The sequence below is a fragment of the Arthrobacter sp. NPDC058130 genome, from assembly GCF_042884475.1.
Classification (GTDB): domain Bacteria; phylum Actinomycetota; class Actinomycetes; order Actinomycetales; family Micrococcaceae; genus Arthrobacter.
On record NZ_JBHVTV010000008.1, the window covers coordinates 58487 to 74938 of the forward strand.

Sequence of the window (16452 nt, forward strand, 5' to 3'; positions counted from 1 at the left end):
CCCTCACGTCCGGCCGTGGAAATGCTAAACGTGAGGGAGCGTCCGGAGGGGGCTAGCTGTTGGTGCGGAACACCTGGACCACGGACGGACGCGGGGCGCGGACCTGGCCGGGCTTCGGCGTCGCGCCGGCCGCGACGTAGTCCGGGAAGTAGGAGTGCTGTTCGGCGAACGTGCCTTCCTCGCCCGGGTGCTGCACGGCAACGAACACGGTCCGTTCGTCGTCGTGGATGACCGGGCCGCAGGTCTCGGCGTCGCGCGGGACGGCGAGGAACTGCTCCACCCTGCCGCGTTCCGCACCGTCCAGGGTCACCTTGAACAGCCCGTCGGCGTAACCGATGCTGGAGGGCGCGCCGTCGGTGGAGATCCACAGGTTGCCCACGGAGTCGAAGGCCACGTTGTCCGGGCAGGAGATGGGTGAGACCTGGCTGGCGGGGAACCCGGCGAAGTAGGCGGCGGAGTTCTTGGCCGGATCGCCGCAGACCATCAGCAGGTTCCAGCCGAACGTGGTGGAGGTCTGGTCCCCGGTCTCGGTGATTTCGACGACGTGGCCGTCGCGGTTCAGGGTACGGGGGTTGACCTCGGTGGCGCCTTCCTTGCCCGGCTTGCCGCGGTCCGCGTTGTTGGTGCAGACCACGTAGACCTTGCCGGTCTGCAGGCTGGGCTGGACGTCTTCGCAGCGGTCCATCTTGGTGGGGCCCACCTTGTCGGCGGCGAGGCGGGTGTACACCAGCACCTCTTCCACGGACATCCCGGCCACCTTGGACTGTCCGCCCACCACGAGGGGCAGCCACTCGCCGGAACCGTCGAAGGCTCCGTCGGCCGGAAGCTTGCCCGCGCCGTCGAATCCGGCTGCCGGGGAGTTGCCCGTGAACTTGGCCACGTACAGGTCACCCTCGGAGAGCAGCGTGAGGTTGTTCTTGCGGTCCTCAGCGGTGTTTCCGGGCCGGTAGGTGCCGGCCGAGACGAACTTGTACAGGTAGTCGAAGCGTTCGTCGTCGCCCATGTAGGCCACCACGTGGCCGGACTTGGCGACGATCACGTTGGCGCCCTCATGCTTGAAGCGGCCCATCGCGGAGTGCTTGCGCGGCGTGGAGGTGGGATCGAACGGGTCCACTTCCACGATCCAGCCGAAGCGGTTGGCCTCGTTTTCGTACCCGGGGTTGCGCGTGTCGAAGCGCGGGTCGTCGAGTTCCCACTGGCGGGCGGTGGGCTTGCTGGTCAGGCCGTAGCGCTTGTCGGAATCAGAGGTTCCGGGCGTGGCGAAGTAGCCGTTGAAGTTTTCCTCTCCGGACAGGATGGTGCCCCACGGCGTGGTGCCGCCGGAGCAGTTGCCCAGGGTGCCCTTGATGGCCCGGCCGGAGGGATCGGCGGCGGTCTTCAGGAGCGCGGATCCGGCGGCCGGGCCGTCGAGCTCGTAGGTGGTGTCGGTCAGGAAGCGGCGGTTCAGCCCGGCGCCCCGGACGTAGCTCCAGGGCTTGTTCGTGTTCTTGCGCTCCAGCTCCACGACCGTGAGGCCGTGGGCTGCCCGGCCGATCGCGCGGGTCTCGGCGGCGTCGAACCCGGCCGGCAGCATGATGTTCTCGTTGGTGTATTCGTGGTTCGTGAAGAGCACGGCCCGGCGGTCCTTGGATCCGTCGATCGGCAGGATGTCGGTGTAGTCGTTGTTGTAGCCGAACTGGCGGGCCTGCGCCGCGGCGCTCTGGTGGTCGATGTCGAAGGCCGGCGAGTCGTTGAAGAGCGGGTCGCCCCAGCGGATGACCGGCTGCCAGGTGAACCCGGCGGGGACGGTGAGCTGGTCGACGGCGGCGTCCACCGGAGCGATGGCGGTGAACTGCAGCTTGGATTTTCCAAACCCGTCCTTGGCGGCTGCCGCGAGGCCCGGGCCACCATCGGCGACGGCGGGTCCGGCCGAGGTCACGGCGTTTCCAAAGGCGACGGCGAGCGCGCCGGCGGCGCCGAAGCCCAGGGCGGCACGGCGGGACATCGTGGCGGAGGCGATGTCACGGAAGTAGCTGTTGGTGCTGGTGTTGCAGACCTCGCCCGAACAGGCGTTGTCGCATTTCAGCGCGCAGGTGACAGGGCTTCGCTTGCCCTTGGTGTGGCCGAGCATGGGGAGCAGGGAAAACGTGCGTCCGGAGGAGACAGACATGGAGAGACCTTCCATGGGGGTGAGTTGCGGTCGCGCCCACCCTTCCAGCCGCGGACTACGCGGAGCCGTCCCGCGGGTGAAGATCCGGTGAACGGCGCAGTTCCAGCACGGTGTGTACCCGCCGCAGCCGTTCCAGCCACCAGTCCCGGCGTTCGGTGGATGCGGCGTGTGCGGCCAGCAGCCCGGGCGCCGGGCGGACGTCGCGGAGGGCGATCGCGCCGTCGTCGGGAACCAGCGAATCCTCCGTGACATCGGCGGCGAGCAGGGACACCGTGCCCAGGCCGCAGGCGTACGGCAGCTCGGGCAGGGCGGCGGCGAGGGCCAGCCCGGCCCGGATTCCCACCGATGTGTCCAGTGCCGAACTCACGACGGCGGGCAGCCCGGCCTGCGCCACGATCTCCAAGGCACGCCGCACTCCCCCGAGCGGGGCGACCTTGACCACGATCAGGTCCGCGGCGCCGGCGCGCGCCACTTTGAGGGGGTCGTCCTCCTTGCGCACGCTCTCGTCCGCGGCGATCAGCACGGGAACTCCGGCGGCCCGGAGCTGCCGCCGGACCTCGGCGAGGCCCGCGATCTCCGGCACGGGCTGTTCGGCATATTCGAGCCCGACGGCGGCGAGCCGCTTGAGTGCCGCGACGGCGTCCGGCACGTCCCAGCCTCCGTTCGCGTCCACCCGGATCGCGGCGTCCGGCAGCGCCTCCCGGACGGCGGCCACCCGTGCGGCGTCGTCGTTCAGGCTCTGGCCTCGTTCGGCAACCTTGATTTTGACCGCATCCACCCGGCCAAAGCGGGCCAGGACCTCGGGCACCTGGTGCGCCGGCACGGCAGGGACTGTCGCGTTGACCGGGACGCTGCCCCGCAGCGGCGCCGGGAACCCGGACCAGCCGGCCTCCACCGCGGCACTCAGCCAGCGGGAGGCCTCGGCGTCGTCGTACTCCGGGAAAGGTGCGAATTCGCCCCAGCCGAGCGGACCGCGGAGCAGCAGGGCCTCGCGCTGCAGGATGCCGCGGAACTTCACGCGCATCGGCAGGCTCACAACATGGGCGCCTGCCAGGAGTTCGTCGAGGCCGGGCAGGGGTGCCGCCGGCGCTGACATGGGGTTCGTGGGGAGGGCGGGCATGGTGCCACTGTACTGGGATGCCGAACTGGGATGCGGACCGGCGATGCCGAATAGGGAGGCTGCACTGGGATGGCGGCCGCGGCAGCCAGCCCGCAGGCTGGCACATGGACACTGGCCAAGTCGGCCGATTGCGAAGGTCCTTGATTGGGCCGGCGTCGACTGGGGGTGAGTCCCTGCTCCAGGAAACTCGTCTCCGCCGGCCCCGCTCAAGGAGCGTAGTGCCGGGGACAAGCCGCGCCGGCACACCCGACTCTACGAATCCCCTGCCGGCGCCGCACCAGTAGTGGGTACTTGCTTTTTCGGCGGCTGCTACTCCCCCCGCCGCGCCGGGCCCAGCACCGGCCCTTCAGCTGGCGCGCAGGGTTCTGTGGGACCCTTGATGGCATGACTTTTCGGCAGGAACGCACCTCATGGGACCCGTCTGCCCAAATTCAGAAGACCCAAGTCCAGGAGATCCAAGTCCCGCAGACGCAGGTCCCGAAAACGAAAACGCCGTTCCTCGCGACTCCGCGGCCCGAAACCCGGGAATGCAGGCCCCGGGCCCGCAGACCCCGTGATCCGCAGGCGGATCCAAAAGCGCGGCGGTCCCCCGGCAAAGGCGCGGCCGCCTTGTTCGTGCTGGCCACCCTTTTCTGCGTCGCCGCGCTGGCCGCCACCTACATCTTCTTTGTGCGCACCACCACCGGCCAGTTCATTGACGAATCGGCCCTCGTCGAAGCGGTGGAGCTCAGCGGCACCGCGGGCAAGGCCGCTACCAAACTGCTGGACTGGCTACCGGCGCTCTCCGTGGTGATCGCGTCGATCGTGGTGGTCTTCGTCACCATCCTCCGGCGCCGCTGGTCTGCGGCGGCGATCGCGATTGCGGCCTGCGTGGGCGCCAATGTGGCCACGCAGATCCTGAAGGACCTGCTCCCGGTCCGGCCGTACCGCGGCGTCGAGACGCTGGAGCTGAATTCGTTGCCCTCGGGCCACACCACTATGGCTGCCTCCGCCGCCGCCGCGGTGTTCCTGATGGTCTCGCCGCGCTGGCGGCCGCTGGCCGGCTTTCTGGGCGGCAGCTTCGCCGTCGCCACGGGGGTGTCCACCCTGATCAACCAGTGGCACCGGCCGGCCGACGTGGTGGCAGCTTTCCTGCTGGTAGGGGCCTTCATGATCCCGGCCGGCTGGCTGATCATCCGCCGGGGCCCGCGCTGGAATATCTGGGACGGCTACAACAAGCACTGGGCCTCTGCCAGGGTGTGGGTGGCGCTTCCCCTGCTCGCCGGCCTTGCCGCGGCCGGGGTGGCGGCGTATGCCCTGCTGAGCGTAGGCCTGGGCGGTCAGGAGATCAGCAGCACCAGCTACTTCTGGGCCGGAACATCGCTGATCGTCATAGCCGGCTACCTCGCCACCGTGGCCGGAGTGTGGTTGTTCGGCCTTGCCGCCGGGCAGCGGGGCGCACACCTCCGGGCGGCCTAAGCGTTCTACGCAGAGCGGCGGGACGCGCGCCTGGCTGACCCGGCGGCACCTCCCGGGGACACTTTGGACACGGACACGCCGGGAAAACTCGGCGTCTCCCCCGCAAAGCCCTTCAAAGTGCCCCCGGAACGCGGCGCACCCCGGCTGGGTGGTGGCGGGGGCCGCTATTGACGCACGGAAAAGTAGTTCAGCCAGTCAGTAGTTCCGGCGGTGCTTGAGCCGGGGAATGGTCACTGCGAACACCGCAGCGGCGGCGAAGCCGATCACGCCGGTCGCGGCCACGCCGGCCCCCAGGGACGCGGCGGCGGTGACGGCTGAGAGCAGCACGGGACCTCCGGTGGACCCGGCGTCGGCCATGAAGCGCCAGATGCCCAGAAACTGGCCGCGGCCGTTATCCGGCGAGAAGTCGGCCCCAAGCGTCATGTTCAGTCCGGAACTGATCCCGTTGCCGAAGCCGATCAGGAGCGCCGCCAGCATGAGCGAGACGAAGCCCGTGCTCAGCGGGATCAGCACCATGGCGGTGCCCATGATGAGCGTGGACGGCACCGCCACCCACTGCCGGCCCTTGCGGTCCATCAGCTTGCCTGCCGGGTAGAACACCAGCATGTCCATCGCCCCGGAGATCCCGTAGATGAGGGAGGCCTGGGTGGGGTCCATGCCCAGGTGATCGGCCCACAGCGGGATGACCGCCTGGCGGGAGGCACGCAGCGCGCTCAGCAGCAGGACCCCAGCGCCCACGTTCAGGAAGACCCCGGCGTGGGACACCGCGATGCTACGCAGGGTGGGTTGCTGCGGCGCCACGCCGTCGGCCGGCAGCGGCTTCGCCTCAAGGTCCGGGATGGTGACCGAGACGGCCGCGGCGGCGGCCATGGCCACGACGCCGGCCCAGTAGGCCCCGCTGATGCCGGCAAACTGCATCACGACGGCGCCGATGAACGGGCCGATGAAGATCCCGATCCTGTTGACGCCGCCGAGCGTGGACAGGGCCCGCGCCCGGACCATGACCGGAACGGCCTCGGTCAGGTATTTCTGCCGCGCGAGGCTGAAGACGCTGGCGGCCATGCCCACCACCACCATCGCCGCCGCCAGCACCCAGAGGCCGCCGGAGAACAGCGGGGCGAGGGCCGCGGCGGCGAGGGCTAACGCGCTGGCGGCGGCTGCCCCCACGATCGCCCAGCGTTCACCGAACTTCAGGGTGATCAGGGACGCCGGAAGGTTGAAGAACCAGGATCCGAGTCCGATCAGGGTGACAATCAGCGCGGCACCGGCCACGGAGGCGCCGAGGTCGCGGGCGGACAGGGCGACCACGGGCAGGATCGCGCCTTCGCCCAGGCTGAACATGAGGGCCGGCCCGAACGCGGGAACGGCGATGCTGCGGAGGCTGAACGGGGCGAGGCGTGTGGTGGTCATCCCCTTCATCCTAGGCAACCGCCACGCCCGAACTTGGCCTACGCGTCGAAGTGTGTGCGGACTTCTTCGCCGGTGACGTTCCGCAGAACGTCCGCGGCCACATCCCGGAGCTTCTGGTTCCGGTTGCTGGACACCCGGGTCAGGATGGCCATGGCCTCGTCCTGGGAGCAGCGGTTCTGCGCCATCACCACGCCGCAGGCGAGATCAATGGAGGTGCGGTGTTCCATGGCGGCGTGCATGTCCTCCGCCCGGGACTGGACGGTTGCGATCCGCACGGCCAGCCGCAGGGCACGGCCGGCGAGATCGGCGAATCCGGACGCCTCCGCAATGATGTCCTCGGTGAACAGTCCGGTGTCCGCCCCGAAGAAGTTCAGGGCCGCGGCAGCGTCCTCGCCGATTTCCAGTGGGACGCCGAGCGTGCTGCGGCAGCCGTGGGCTGCGAGTTGGCGTTGGTAGTCGGGCCAGCGGGAATCGGTGTCGACATCCGCGAGCAGGATCACGGTTTTGGTCCGCAAAGCCTCGATGCAGGGCCCCGCACCGAGGCTTTGCTCGATGCGGTCCAGCACAACGGCCCGGGGGCTGCTGCCCGCGACCGTCATGGTCCGTTTGCGGCGCTGCAGCGTGACGCCGCACTCAACCTCGGCGCCCGTCGTGTGGCTCAGCGTGGCGGCCGAAAATTCCGCGAGACGGTTCAGGAAGTCTTCGACGTTCTCGGTCCCCAGGAGTAGGTCCTGGAGGTGGCGGGCGGCGTCATCCCCGACGAAGTTGTTGGCCATGCCTTAATCTACCGCGCCTTAATCCACCGCGGCGGCCCGGCCGGACGGGCCTAGCTGTATCCGTCGACAATTGCCGCGGCGATCTCGCGGTAGGCCCGCCGAGTTTCGGGGCGGAGCACGTCCAAGGTGACGAGGTCGCCGTCAGCCACTCCGCGGTCGTGCGGAACGGCGATCAGCTGGCGGCAGATGCCGGAGAGGTGTTCCTCGATGGCGTCCTTGTCCACCCGGGTGGACACCTCGTCTTTGTCGGTGATGACCACGACGGCGTTGCGGGCCAGGTCTTCGTAGCCGTGGCTGGCCAGCCAGTGCAGGGTGCTGCGGGCCCGCTTGGCGCCGCTGACGGCATAGCCGGCCGCGATGATCAGGTTGTCCGCCGACTGCAGGATCCCGCTCATGGCATTGTGCGTCACGCCCGTACCGCAGTCGATCAGGGCAACGGAGTAGTAGCCGGCGATGAGCTTGCGGATCCGCAGGTATGCCTCGGCCGTCAGCGAATCCGATACCTCGGGATCCTGTTCGCCGGCAATGAGGTGGAGCCTGCCGGCATGGTGCATGTAGCGGGCCAGCGCCGTGAGGGAATCGACGGACTCGATGTTCATGAGCAGGTCCGTGATGGTGCGCGGGCTCTGCTGCTGGTAGATCCCCTCGCCGAGGGCCCGTTCCACGAGGTCGCCGGAATCGGGGTTGGCGTCGATCGCGCAGGGAGGATCGCCCCGGAACTCGGCCAGGGTCAGGCCGACGCCGACCGTGGTGGAGGTCTTGCCGATGCCGCCCTTGAGGCTCAGGACTGCCGTGTTGTAGCTGCCCTGGAGTTGGCGGGAGATGCGCCGGGCCAGCTCGTCTTCTTCCCGCTGCCTGGCGCTCGGGCCCAGGTTTAGCCCGCCGCCAGTCAGGTTGTAGAGCGCCCCGCGGAAACCACCGATGGGCCGGGGCTTCTGTTCGCGGACGAAAAGACCAGGGGAACTGATGAAGTCGGGTACCGGGGCGTCCGCCAGGGCGGCCGCCTTGCTGGCCGAGCGGGTGGAACGGGTGGGCTGGGCCGGCACGGCAGGAGCGGCCTGGGGGGCAGGCGGCTTCAGGGCAGGATCCTTGGACGGTTTTGCAGGCTGCGGCCGCGCGGGCGGTGCGTCGGCCGCGGCGGCAGCCTCCGCCCAGGAACTGCTGGGGGCTGTCGGGCGTTGCTCGGCCTGGTTGCTGGAAATGATGGGCATGGTTCCTGTCCAGGCGTCGGAGTCGTCGCCGCGGCGGCGGTCTCTCCGGCGCGGGAGTTGGGCCTGCTCTGCAGCTGCTTCAGCTTCAGCGAGGGCGTTGGCGGTCTTGTTTTCGACCGGTTCTGGCATGTTTGTTCCCCCCAGGGATCACAGCGCAGACCGCTGCAGTGCTCGATTGACATCGTTCAAGGGACAAGTCTAGGGGCAGTGGCGGGCGCACTGCCCCTCAGCCGCCAAAATCCTGGCCCTAGCGGTTGGCCTGCGTGTCCTGCAGGCGCTTGATGAACCAGCGCGACTGCTCTGGCCCGTACGGCAAAATCGGAATGGCCTTGGTCGCGTCGTCCGGGGTTTCCCGGGTGGCCTGGATGGCCTGCCGGACCGCGGTGGTCATGGTGTTGGCCATGGTCTTGACGAACTGGTCCGAGCACGGTTCGCCGTGGCCGGGAATCAGGAATTCGTAGCGGTGCCGCAGCGCGGACAGGTGCCGGAGGGCATCGGCCCAGTCTTCCGGGTACGAGTCCTCGAAGGACGGGTGGGAACCTTGCTCCACGAGGTCGCCGGCGTAGAGGGTGCTGGCCGTGCCGACCAGGAGGTCGCCGTCGGTGTGGCCGCGGCCCAGATAGAACAAGGTGACGCTCTGCCCGCCAAGGTCCACCAGTACCGGCTGATCCTTCACGATCGCGTTCGGGACCACCAACTCAGCGTCAGTGCCCTGCCCTGCCGCCATCTCCGGCTCCGCCGAGGCTACGAGCCTGCGCTGTTCGTCGCCGTTCTCCTCGATTTCCGCGGCGCAGTTCTCGTGCGCCCAGAATTCCGTGACACCGTCATCAGCAAAGATGGCATTGCCGAAGAAGTGGTCGTAGTGGGCATGCGTATTGACGACGACGAGGGGCAGCCCGGTCTTTTCCCGCACGGCGGCCAGGATCTCGCGGCCCTGCCGGGGCCCGCCGCCGGTGTCGATCACCATGGCGCGCTCGGTGCCGACCACCAGGCCTGTGTTGAGCAGGGAACCTTGAGTTGTCAGTACGTAGTTGTCCGGACCGACCTCGAGCCATCGTGACATTGAATCTCCGTATTTCCGACGCTTTTCCGGCGTTGTAGTGCGGTGGTGTTGGTGCTTTGTATAGGCCTCGATTCTACCCATGCCTGCTGGCAATTCCCGGGGAGCGTGCCCGTCCGGTCAATGCGCGGGTGTGCCGGGATGCCCTCGTCTTGGCTCCCGCCGCGGTGTAGCCTGTGGGCAACTTCCGTCGAGGGGCCAGGGGCTCCACCGAACGATTGGGGGTGGCTCCCATTGAATGCCGGCACGTCCGTGGAGCGGATGGTGTACTTCAGCGATGCCGTCTTCGCCATTGCCCTGACCCTGCTGGCCTTGGACCTGAAATTGCCCGAGGGTATCCCCGCGGCGCAGTTGGACAGCGCCTTGGTTGCGGCCCTGCCGCAGTTACTGGCTTACGCCCTGTCCTTTGTCATCATCGCCAAGACCTGGATGTCCCACCACGCCGACTTTGCCCTCATCCGCCGCTTCAACGCGAACCTGGCCCGGCTGAATCTGGCCCTCTTGTTCTTCATCGCCATGCTCCCCGGTCCGACCTCGATCCTCAGCGACTACGGCGACGACCCCACACCGTGGCCGAGCATTCTGTACGCCGCCAACATTTCCGCGGTCTACCTGATGCTGGCCGCCATCTGGGGCTACGCGAAGCACGCCGGACTGATGGACCGCGAGATGGCCGCCCACGTCCACGGCCGCATCTTCAACGCGCGCGTGGCCGTTGCGCTGGTCTTCCTGCTCTCGATTCCGGCGGCGTTCACCCTCAACTCCTACACGCCGTTCTTCTGGCTGCTGCTCCTGCCTGCGTCATGGCTGGCGGGGCGGCTGTCAGCCTCCGCGGCGAAGAAGCCGGCGGCGAAAGCCGGGAACAAGGCGGAGAGGAGGCCGGGGACCGCACAAAACTAACTGCACACGACTAACCGTGCAGAACTGAATGTGCGGTTCCCGCCCGCCTCACATGTCCGCGAGCACCGACCCCGGGTTCTCGATCGCGTCGGCCACGTAGCGCAGGAAACCGCCGGCCGCGCCGCCGTCGCACACCCGGTGGTCGAACGTGAGCGTCAGTTCGGTGACCTTGCGGACCGCGAGCTCGCCGTCGACCACCCAGGGCTTGTCGATGATCCGCCCGACGCCGAGGATCCCCACCTCGGGGTGGTTGATGATCGCGGCGGATCCGTCCACCCCGAACACGCCGTAGTTGTTCAGCGTGAACGTGCCGCTGCCCAGTTCCGCCGGGGTCGCCTTGCCCTCGCGCACGACGGCGGTGAGGCGGCGGATCTCCGCGTCCAGTTCGCGGGCGCTGAGCTTGTCCGCGTTCCGCACGGACGGGACCATCAGTCCGCGGTCGGTCTGCGCCGCGAAGCCGAGGTTGACGCCGTCGAAGGCCACAATCTCCTGCATGGCGCCGCCGGCGACGTCCTCGGTGGTCACGATCCTGGTGTTGAGCTCCGGGTACTTCTTCAGTCCCGCGACGACGAACCGTGCGATGAAAGCCAGCAGGCCCGGAACGTTGTGCGGGTCGGACTTCTTCAGCGCGGCACGCATCTCCACGAGCGCCGTGGCGTCCACATCAACCCACACCGTGGCTTCCGGGATCTCGGACCGGCTGCGCGTCATGTTCGCCGCCACAGCCTTCCGCACGCCCCGGACGGCGGTACGCCCGGAGATGCCCAGCCCGGTCCGCGCATCCGTGTGGGACGGAACCGACGCCGCGGCAGGAGCAGCAGGAGCGGCAGGAGCCCCCACTGCGCGCTCCGCCATCGGAGACGGCTTGATCACGGCCTCCACGTCCCGCCGCATGATGAGCCCGCTGGCCCCCGACCCCTGGAGTCCCCCCAAATCAACCCCATGATCGCGCGCCATCCGGCGAACCAGCGGAGAAATAACGGCCCCCAGTTTCCCGGGAACCCGGGTCCGCATCAGCAACAGGTCATCGGCAGCCTTCTCGGCGGCAGACACCCCGGAACCCGACTCGGCCACCGCAGCCCGCTTAGGAGCCCGGCTCCGCCGAGCAACCCCATGCCCGCCAGGAGTCCCATACCCAATCAGGACATTGCCGGACCCAGCCTTCTCCTCCTCGCGGTAAGCCTCGGCCGCAACATCAGCCGGCGAGGAAACAGACTCAGCCGCCGCAGGCAATGCCGCCCCGGGAGTGGCATCGGGCCTGTCGGAGCCGGCAGCATCGTCCGCAGGACGAATGCTGTCCGGCGAAGGGGCGGGGGCGGCATTGCCTGTGGCGGCGCCACCAGCGGAAACGGAACCAGTGGGCATGACGGAGATCAGCGGCTTGCCGACGTCGAGCGTCTGGCCGGGCTCGCCGTGCAGCACGGCCACGGTGCCGGCGTACGGCGAGGGCACCTCCACCATGGACTTGGCCGTCTCCACCTCGGCGATCGGCTGGTCCACGCGGATCTCATCGCCCACGGCCACGAGCCAGTTCACAAGTTCGGCTTCGGTAAGGCCTTCGCCCAGGTCCGGGAGGAGGAATACTTTCGGTTCGCTCATGGTCAGTCTTCCCACTGGAGGTCGTCAACGGCGTCGAGGATGCGGTCCACGCCGGGCAGGTAGTAGTGCTCAAGCTTCGGCGCCGGGTAGGGCACGTCGAAGCCGGTGACGCGGCGGATCGGCGCGGCCAGGTGGTGGAAGCAGCGTTCCTGGACCCGGGCGACGATTTCGGAGGCCACGGACGCGAAGCCGTGGGCCTCGGCGATGACCACGGCGCGGCCGGTCTTGCGGACCGAGGCGCAGACGGTCTCGTCGTCGAACGGGACGATCGAGCGGACGTCGATCACCTCGAGCGAGCGGCCCTCCTCGGCGGCCGCAGCGGCGGCGGCGAGCGCCGTCGGGACGGACGGCCCGTAGGCGATCAGCGTGGCGTCGGCGCCGGGGCGGGCGACGGCGGCCCGGCCCTCGGTAGACGTGCCGCGCTCTGTGTTCACGGCGTGCTCGGCCCGCAGCGCGTCCAGGTCCACCTGGTCCTTGGACCAGTACAGCTTCTTGGGCTCCATGAACATGACCGGGTCGTCGGAGTCGATGGCTTCGCGGAGCATCCGGTAGCCGTCCGCCACGGTGGCGGGGGCGAAGACCTTCAGGCCGGCGGTGTGCGCGTAGTAGGCCTCGGAGGAGTCGCAGTGGTGCTCCACTCCCCCGATGCCGCCGGCGTACGGGACCCGGATGACCATGGGCAGCTTCACGGCGCCCTTGGTGCGGTTGTGCATCTTGGCGACGTGGCTGACGATCTGCTCGAAGGCCGGGTAGGCGAACGCGTCGAACTGCATCTCGATGACCGGGCGCATGCCGTTCATGGCCATGCCGACCGCCATGCCCACGATCCCGGATTCGGCCAGCGGGGTGTCGAAGCAGCGGCTCGTGCCAAAGGTCTTGGTGAGCCCGTCCGTGATGCGGAAGACGCCGCCGAGCATGCCGACGTCTTCGCCGAAGACCAGGACCGAGGGATCCGCGTGCATGGCGTCGGCCATGGCGGTGTTCAGGGCCTTGGCCAGCGTGATGGTCTGCGGGCCCGATTTTTCAGCGGCGGCTGCGGCCTTGGCGGCCGCAGTGGCGGTGGCGGCGCTGACGTTGCCGTTCGCCTCGGAGGACGTGGTGATCGTGGGGCTCATTTCCCGGCCTCCGTTGCGGTGGATGCGGATGCGGCGTCGCGGGCCAGTTCGTCGGCGAGCATGGCGGACTGTTCCTTCAGCTGCGGGGTGGGGGTGGAGAAGACGTACTTGAAGAGGTCCTGCGGTTCCACCGGGACCTCTTCACTGAGGCCTTCGCGCAGCTGCGTGGCGACCGCCTCTGCCTTTTCGGCGATCGTTGCGGCGCGGCCGTCGTCGAGCAGGCCGCGGTCCGTCAGGTAGGTCGTCATCCGGCTCAGCGGGTCCTTGGCCACCCATTCGGCGACTTCGCTGTCCTGCCGGTAGCGGGTGGCGTCGTCGGCGTTGGTGTGCGCCTGCATCCGGTAGGTGTGCGCCTCCACGAGGAGCGGGCCGGAGCCTTCGCGGGCGAGCTTGACCGCCCGGCCGAGGACGGCGAGCAGGGCAACGACGTCGTTGCCGTCCACGCGTTCGCCGGCCATGCCGTAGCCCACGGCCTTGTGGGCCAGCGACGGCGCGACGGACTGGTGCGCGAGCGGCACGGAGATCGCGTACTGGTTGTTCTGGACGAAGAAGACCACGGGCAGGTGGAAGACGGCGGCGAAGTTCAGGGCCTCATGGAAGTCGCCTTCGCTCGTGGCGCCGTCGCCGCACATGGCCAGGACCACGGTGTCCTCGCCGCGGAGCTTGGCGGCGTGGGCGACGCCGACGGCGTGCAGCAGCTGGGTGGTCAGCGGCGTGCACTGGATGCCGACCTTGTGCTTGGAGGGGTCGTAGCCGCCGTGCCAGTCGCCGCGGAACAGCGTCATGGTCTGGACGGGGTCCACGCCGCGGGCCATCACGGCCACGGAGTCGCGGTACGTGGGGAACAGCCAATCCCCTTCGGCGAGGCACAGCGCCGCGGCGACCTGGCAGGCCTCCTGGCCGTGGCTCGAGGGATACACGGCCATCCGGCCCTGGCGGACCAGGGCGGAGTTCTGGTCATTGACGCGGCGGCCGACGACGAGCTGCTCGTAGGCGGCCAGGAGTTCGGCCTCGCTGGGCAGGCTGTATTCGTGCCCGGACTGGGTGCCCTGCTCGGTGTGCGGGTTCAGCGTCCCGTCCGGGCCGACCATCTGGATCTGATGGCGCGCGGGGAGCATGTAGTCCTCAGCCGTGATGCCGAACTTGCGCACGGCCTCGCTGGCTGGGTTCTGCGGCGCGGCCTGCTGAGCGTCCTGCTGCGCCGGCTCTGCCTCCGAGGCGGCAGGCTGTTGCGCAGCGTCGTCTGCGGAGATCGTCATTGGTCCGTCCTTCTGTAGCCACTAATCTTTCCCAGTATGCCGCCAGCCGATGTTTCGTATCCACCTTCACCGCGAATCGTGGAGAAGTCCACAAATTTGCCCTAATCTGGAAGACAAATCGTAAGTGTGAGCTGGATTACCGGCGGGGGTTGTAGACGAATGGCAGAGCTTGAGCCGGACCAGGTGGCGGTGCCGCTGGACGATGTGGACCGGAACATCATTTCCGAGCTAACCCGGGACGGTCGGATGTCCGTAACGCAGGTGGCCGAGAACGTCCACATTTCCCGCGCCCACGCCTACACCAGGATTGCCCGGCTTACCGGTGAAGGCGTGCTGACCAAGTTCACTGCCCTGGTGGATCCCATCAAGGCGGGTTTGAAGTCTTCGGCGTACGTCACGCTGAAGGTGCGCCAGCATTCCTGGCGCGAGCTACGCGAACTCCTGCGTGCCATCCCGGAGGTGCACCACATCGCGCTGGTGGGCGGGGACTTCGATGTCATCCTGCTGGTGCGCGCCGTGGACAACATCGACCTGCGCCGGGTGATCTTCGACCAGCTGCAGTCCATGCCCGGGGTCCTGGACACTCAGACGTTCCTGGTGTTCGAAGACGTGGATACGCGCTAGCTGACGAACGCCTTCATCCAGGCCCGGAGCTCTTCGCCGAACTCCACCCGGTCGGAGGCGATCGAGATGACCGCCTTGAGGTAGCTGAGCTTGTCCCCGGTGTCGTACCGGCGGCCGCGGAAGACCACGCCATAGACGCCGCCACCCTCGCAGTCGGACACGGCGAGGGTCTGCAGCGCGTCGGTGAGCTGGATTTCGCCGCCGCGGCCGGGTGGGGTGTCCTCCAGAACGTCGAAAATCTCCGGGTGGAGGACGTACCGGCCGATCACGGCCAGGTTGGACGGGGCATCGGCGACGTCGGGTTTCTCCACGAGCCGGTTGATCCTCACGTGGTCCTGGCCCGGGACCGCCGAAATGTCGGCGCAGCCGTAGGCGCTGATTTCCGCCGGATCCACCTCGATCAGGGCCACGACGGAGCCGCCGGTCCGGGCCTGGACGTCCATCATGGCGATCAGCAGTTCGTCCCGTTCGTCGATCAGGTCATCGCCCAGCAGGACGGCGAAGGGTTCGTAACCGACATGTTGGCGGGCGCACAGGACCGCATGGCCGAGACCTTTGGGGTCGCCCTGGCGCACGTAGTGCAGCGGGCCCAGGCTGGAGGCGTGGCGTACTGCGTCCAGCCGGTCAATATCGCCCTTGCGTTCGAGGGCGCTTTCCAGTGCGGGTTCGCGGTCGAAGTGGTCTTCCAGCGCCCGCTTCTGGCGCCCGGTAATCATCAGCAGATCGGTCAGCCCTGCCCGGACGGCTTCTTCCACAACGTATTGGATGGCGGGCTGGTCGACCACCGGCAGCATTTCCTTGGGCATTGCCTTTGTGGCCGGCAGGAAGCGCGTTCCCAGTCCGGCCGCGGGTATGACAGCTTTAGTTACAGATCTCCCCAGACTCATAACCGAACTTTACAAGCGGGTTCCGGAAATGAGAATGGTTCGAGGCAAAGACGAGTACTCGGGAATATCGTGCTGTGGACCCGCGCGGGGCCGCCTGTCAGCCTTTGAAAACCGGGCTGCGCTTCTCCTGGAAGGCGCGGAAACCCTCGGCGTAGTCCTCGCTCTTGCACAGCCGTGCCTGCTCGGTGTTCTCCTCTGCCATGGCCTCCCACAGCCCCAGCCGCTGGTCCCGGATGTGCGCCACGAGCTCCTTGCTGGCCCGGAACGCACCCGTGGCGCCGGTGGCGACGTTGGCGACGATCGCCCGGGTGGCCTCGAGCAGTTCCGCCGCGGGCATGGCCCGGCTGAACAGGCCCTGGGCCACGGCGTCGGCGCCGCTGATGAGCTCGGCGGTGTAGATCAGGTCCAGGGTCCGGTGCATGCCCAGGCGCTCGGTGAAGTACCAGTGTCCGCCGGAATCGAGGGTGGCGCCGAGCTTGGCGAACGGTGAGCCGAACTTGGCATTTTCCGCCACGTAGACCACGTCCGTGGCCAGCAGCAGGCCCAGCCCCACGCCGAGGCAGGCACCCTGGGCCGCGGCGAACGTGGGCGCCGGGAAGGCGCTCATTTTCTTGAGCAGCGGCTGGACGAGGCCGCCCAGGTAGGCCTGCGCGTCGTCGCTCTCCGGGGTCACGCCGGCGATGTCACGGCCGGCGCAGAAGGCGCGTCCCTCGCCGCGGAGCAGAAGTGCACGGACCTCTCCGCGCGCGGCGGCGTCAGCGGCGTCGTCGTACGCCCGGGACAAATCCGCCAGCGCCCGCTCGTCGAGGGAGTTCAGCTTGTGCGGGGCGTCGAGCACTACCTCGGCGACGCCGTCGGCGATGGACAGGGAAATCATGGGACTC

General features: G+C 68.4%; 14 protein-coding genes. 3 read left to right on the forward strand and 11 right to left on the reverse strand.

Translation table 11 applies throughout. The features are described from left to right. Positions 1-52 precede the first annotated feature (52 nt). Both ACFVTM_RS14370 and ACFVTM_RS14375 read right to left on the reverse strand, forming a co-directional pair. On the reverse strand, positions 53-2149 hold the full coding sequence (locus ACFVTM_RS14370) for a PhoX family protein (protein ID WP_390204149.1): 2097 nt from the start codon (positions 2147-2149) through the stop codon (positions 53-55). Positions 2150-2204: 55 nt separating this feature from the next. After that, a complete protein-coding gene (locus tag ACFVTM_RS14375) occupies positions 2205-3269 on the reverse strand; it encodes an o-succinylbenzoate synthase (RefSeq protein WP_390204150.1) in 1065 nt (354 codons plus the stop codon). Positions 3270-3722: 453 nt separating this feature from the next. On the opposite strand from ACFVTM_RS14375, the gene ACFVTM_RS14380 reads away from it, so the two are divergent. Further along, complete coding sequence (locus ACFVTM_RS14380) at positions 3723-4727, forward strand: phosphatase PAP2 family protein (RefSeq protein WP_390204308.1); 1005 nt, start codon at positions 3723-3725, stop codon at positions 4725-4727. Between the two features lie 195 nt (positions 4728-4922). Here ACFVTM_RS14380 and ACFVTM_RS14385 read toward each other — a convergent pair whose 3' ends face one another. The 4 genes from ACFVTM_RS14385 to ACFVTM_RS14400 all read right to left on the reverse strand — a co-directional run bounded on the left by ACFVTM_RS14385 (position 4923) and on the right by ACFVTM_RS14400 (position 9187). Beyond that, the gene (locus tag ACFVTM_RS14385) at positions 4923-6137 is read right to left on the reverse strand and encodes an MFS transporter (protein WP_390204151.1); all 1215 of its coding nucleotides are present in this window, start codon (positions 6135-6137) and stop codon (positions 4923-4925) included. A 38-nt stretch (positions 6138-6175) separates the two neighbouring features. Continuing rightward, positions 6176-6913: a GAF and ANTAR domain-containing protein gene (locus tag ACFVTM_RS14390; RefSeq protein WP_390204152.1), complete on the reverse strand. Its 738-nt coding sequence runs from the start codon at positions 6911-6913 to the stop codon at positions 6176-6178. A gap of 50 nt (positions 6914-6963) precedes the next feature. After that, positions 6964-8253 (reverse strand): MinD/ParA family protein, encoded by a 1290-nt coding sequence (locus tag ACFVTM_RS14395; RefSeq protein WP_390204153.1) that lies wholly within the window; start codon positions 8251-8253, stop codon positions 6964-6966. Positions 8254-8371: 118 nt separating this feature from the next. Then, entirely contained in the window at positions 8372-9187 is an 816-nt protein-coding gene (locus ACFVTM_RS14400; RefSeq protein ID WP_390204154.1) for an MBL fold metallo-hydrolase, read from the reverse strand. Between the two features lie 231 nt (positions 9188-9418). On the opposite strand from ACFVTM_RS14400, the gene ACFVTM_RS14405 reads away from it, so the two are divergent. Beyond that, positions 9419-10084, forward strand: a complete 666-nt coding sequence (locus ACFVTM_RS14405) for a TMEM175 family protein (protein ID WP_390204155.1) — start codon at positions 9419-9421, stop codon at positions 10082-10084. A gap of 48 nt (positions 10085-10132) precedes the next feature. Here the strand turns inward: ACFVTM_RS14405 and ACFVTM_RS14410 are convergent, their stop codons facing one another. The 3 genes from ACFVTM_RS14410 to pdhA are packed head-to-tail and all read right to left on the reverse strand — an operon-like array spanning position 10133 to position 14057. Next, complete coding sequence (locus tag ACFVTM_RS14410) at positions 10133-11683, reverse strand: dihydrolipoamide acetyltransferase family protein (protein WP_390204156.1); 1551 nt, start codon at positions 11681-11683, stop codon at positions 10133-10135. Positions 11684-11685: 2 nt separating this feature from the next. After that, on the reverse strand, positions 11686-12798 hold the full coding sequence (locus tag ACFVTM_RS14415) for an alpha-ketoacid dehydrogenase subunit beta (protein ID WP_390204157.1): 1113 nt from the start codon (positions 12796-12798) through the stop codon (positions 11686-11688). Continuing rightward, positions 12795-14057 carry a pyruvate dehydrogenase (acetyl-transferring) E1 component subunit alpha gene (gene pdhA / locus ACFVTM_RS14420; RefSeq protein ID WP_390204158.1) on the reverse strand — a complete coding sequence of 421 codons (1263 nt, stop codon included), beginning with the start codon at positions 14055-14057 and terminating at the stop codon, positions 12795-12797. The genes ACFVTM_RS14415 and pdhA overlap by 4 nt, the downstream gene beginning before the upstream one ends. Positions 14058-14216: 159 nt before the next feature. On the opposite strand from pdhA, the gene ACFVTM_RS14425 reads away from it, so the two are divergent. Further along, a complete protein-coding gene (locus ACFVTM_RS14425) occupies positions 14217-14681 on the forward strand; it encodes an Lrp/AsnC family transcriptional regulator (protein WP_390204159.1) in 465 nt (154 codons plus the stop codon). Here the strand turns inward: ACFVTM_RS14425 and galU are convergent. Both galU and ACFVTM_RS14435 read right to left on the reverse strand, forming a co-directional pair. Beyond that, positions 14678-15568: a UTP--glucose-1-phosphate uridylyltransferase GalU gene (gene galU, locus ACFVTM_RS14430; protein ID WP_390204160.1), complete on the reverse strand. Its 891-nt coding sequence runs from the start codon at positions 15566-15568 to the stop codon at positions 14678-14680. The genes ACFVTM_RS14425 and galU overlap by 4 nt on opposite strands. Positions 15569-15665: 97 nt before the next feature. After that, complete coding sequence (locus ACFVTM_RS14435) at positions 15666-16445, reverse strand: enoyl-CoA hydratase/isomerase family protein (RefSeq protein ID WP_390204161.1); 780 nt, start codon at positions 16443-16445, stop codon at positions 15666-15668. Positions 16446-16452 lie beyond the last annotated feature (7 nt).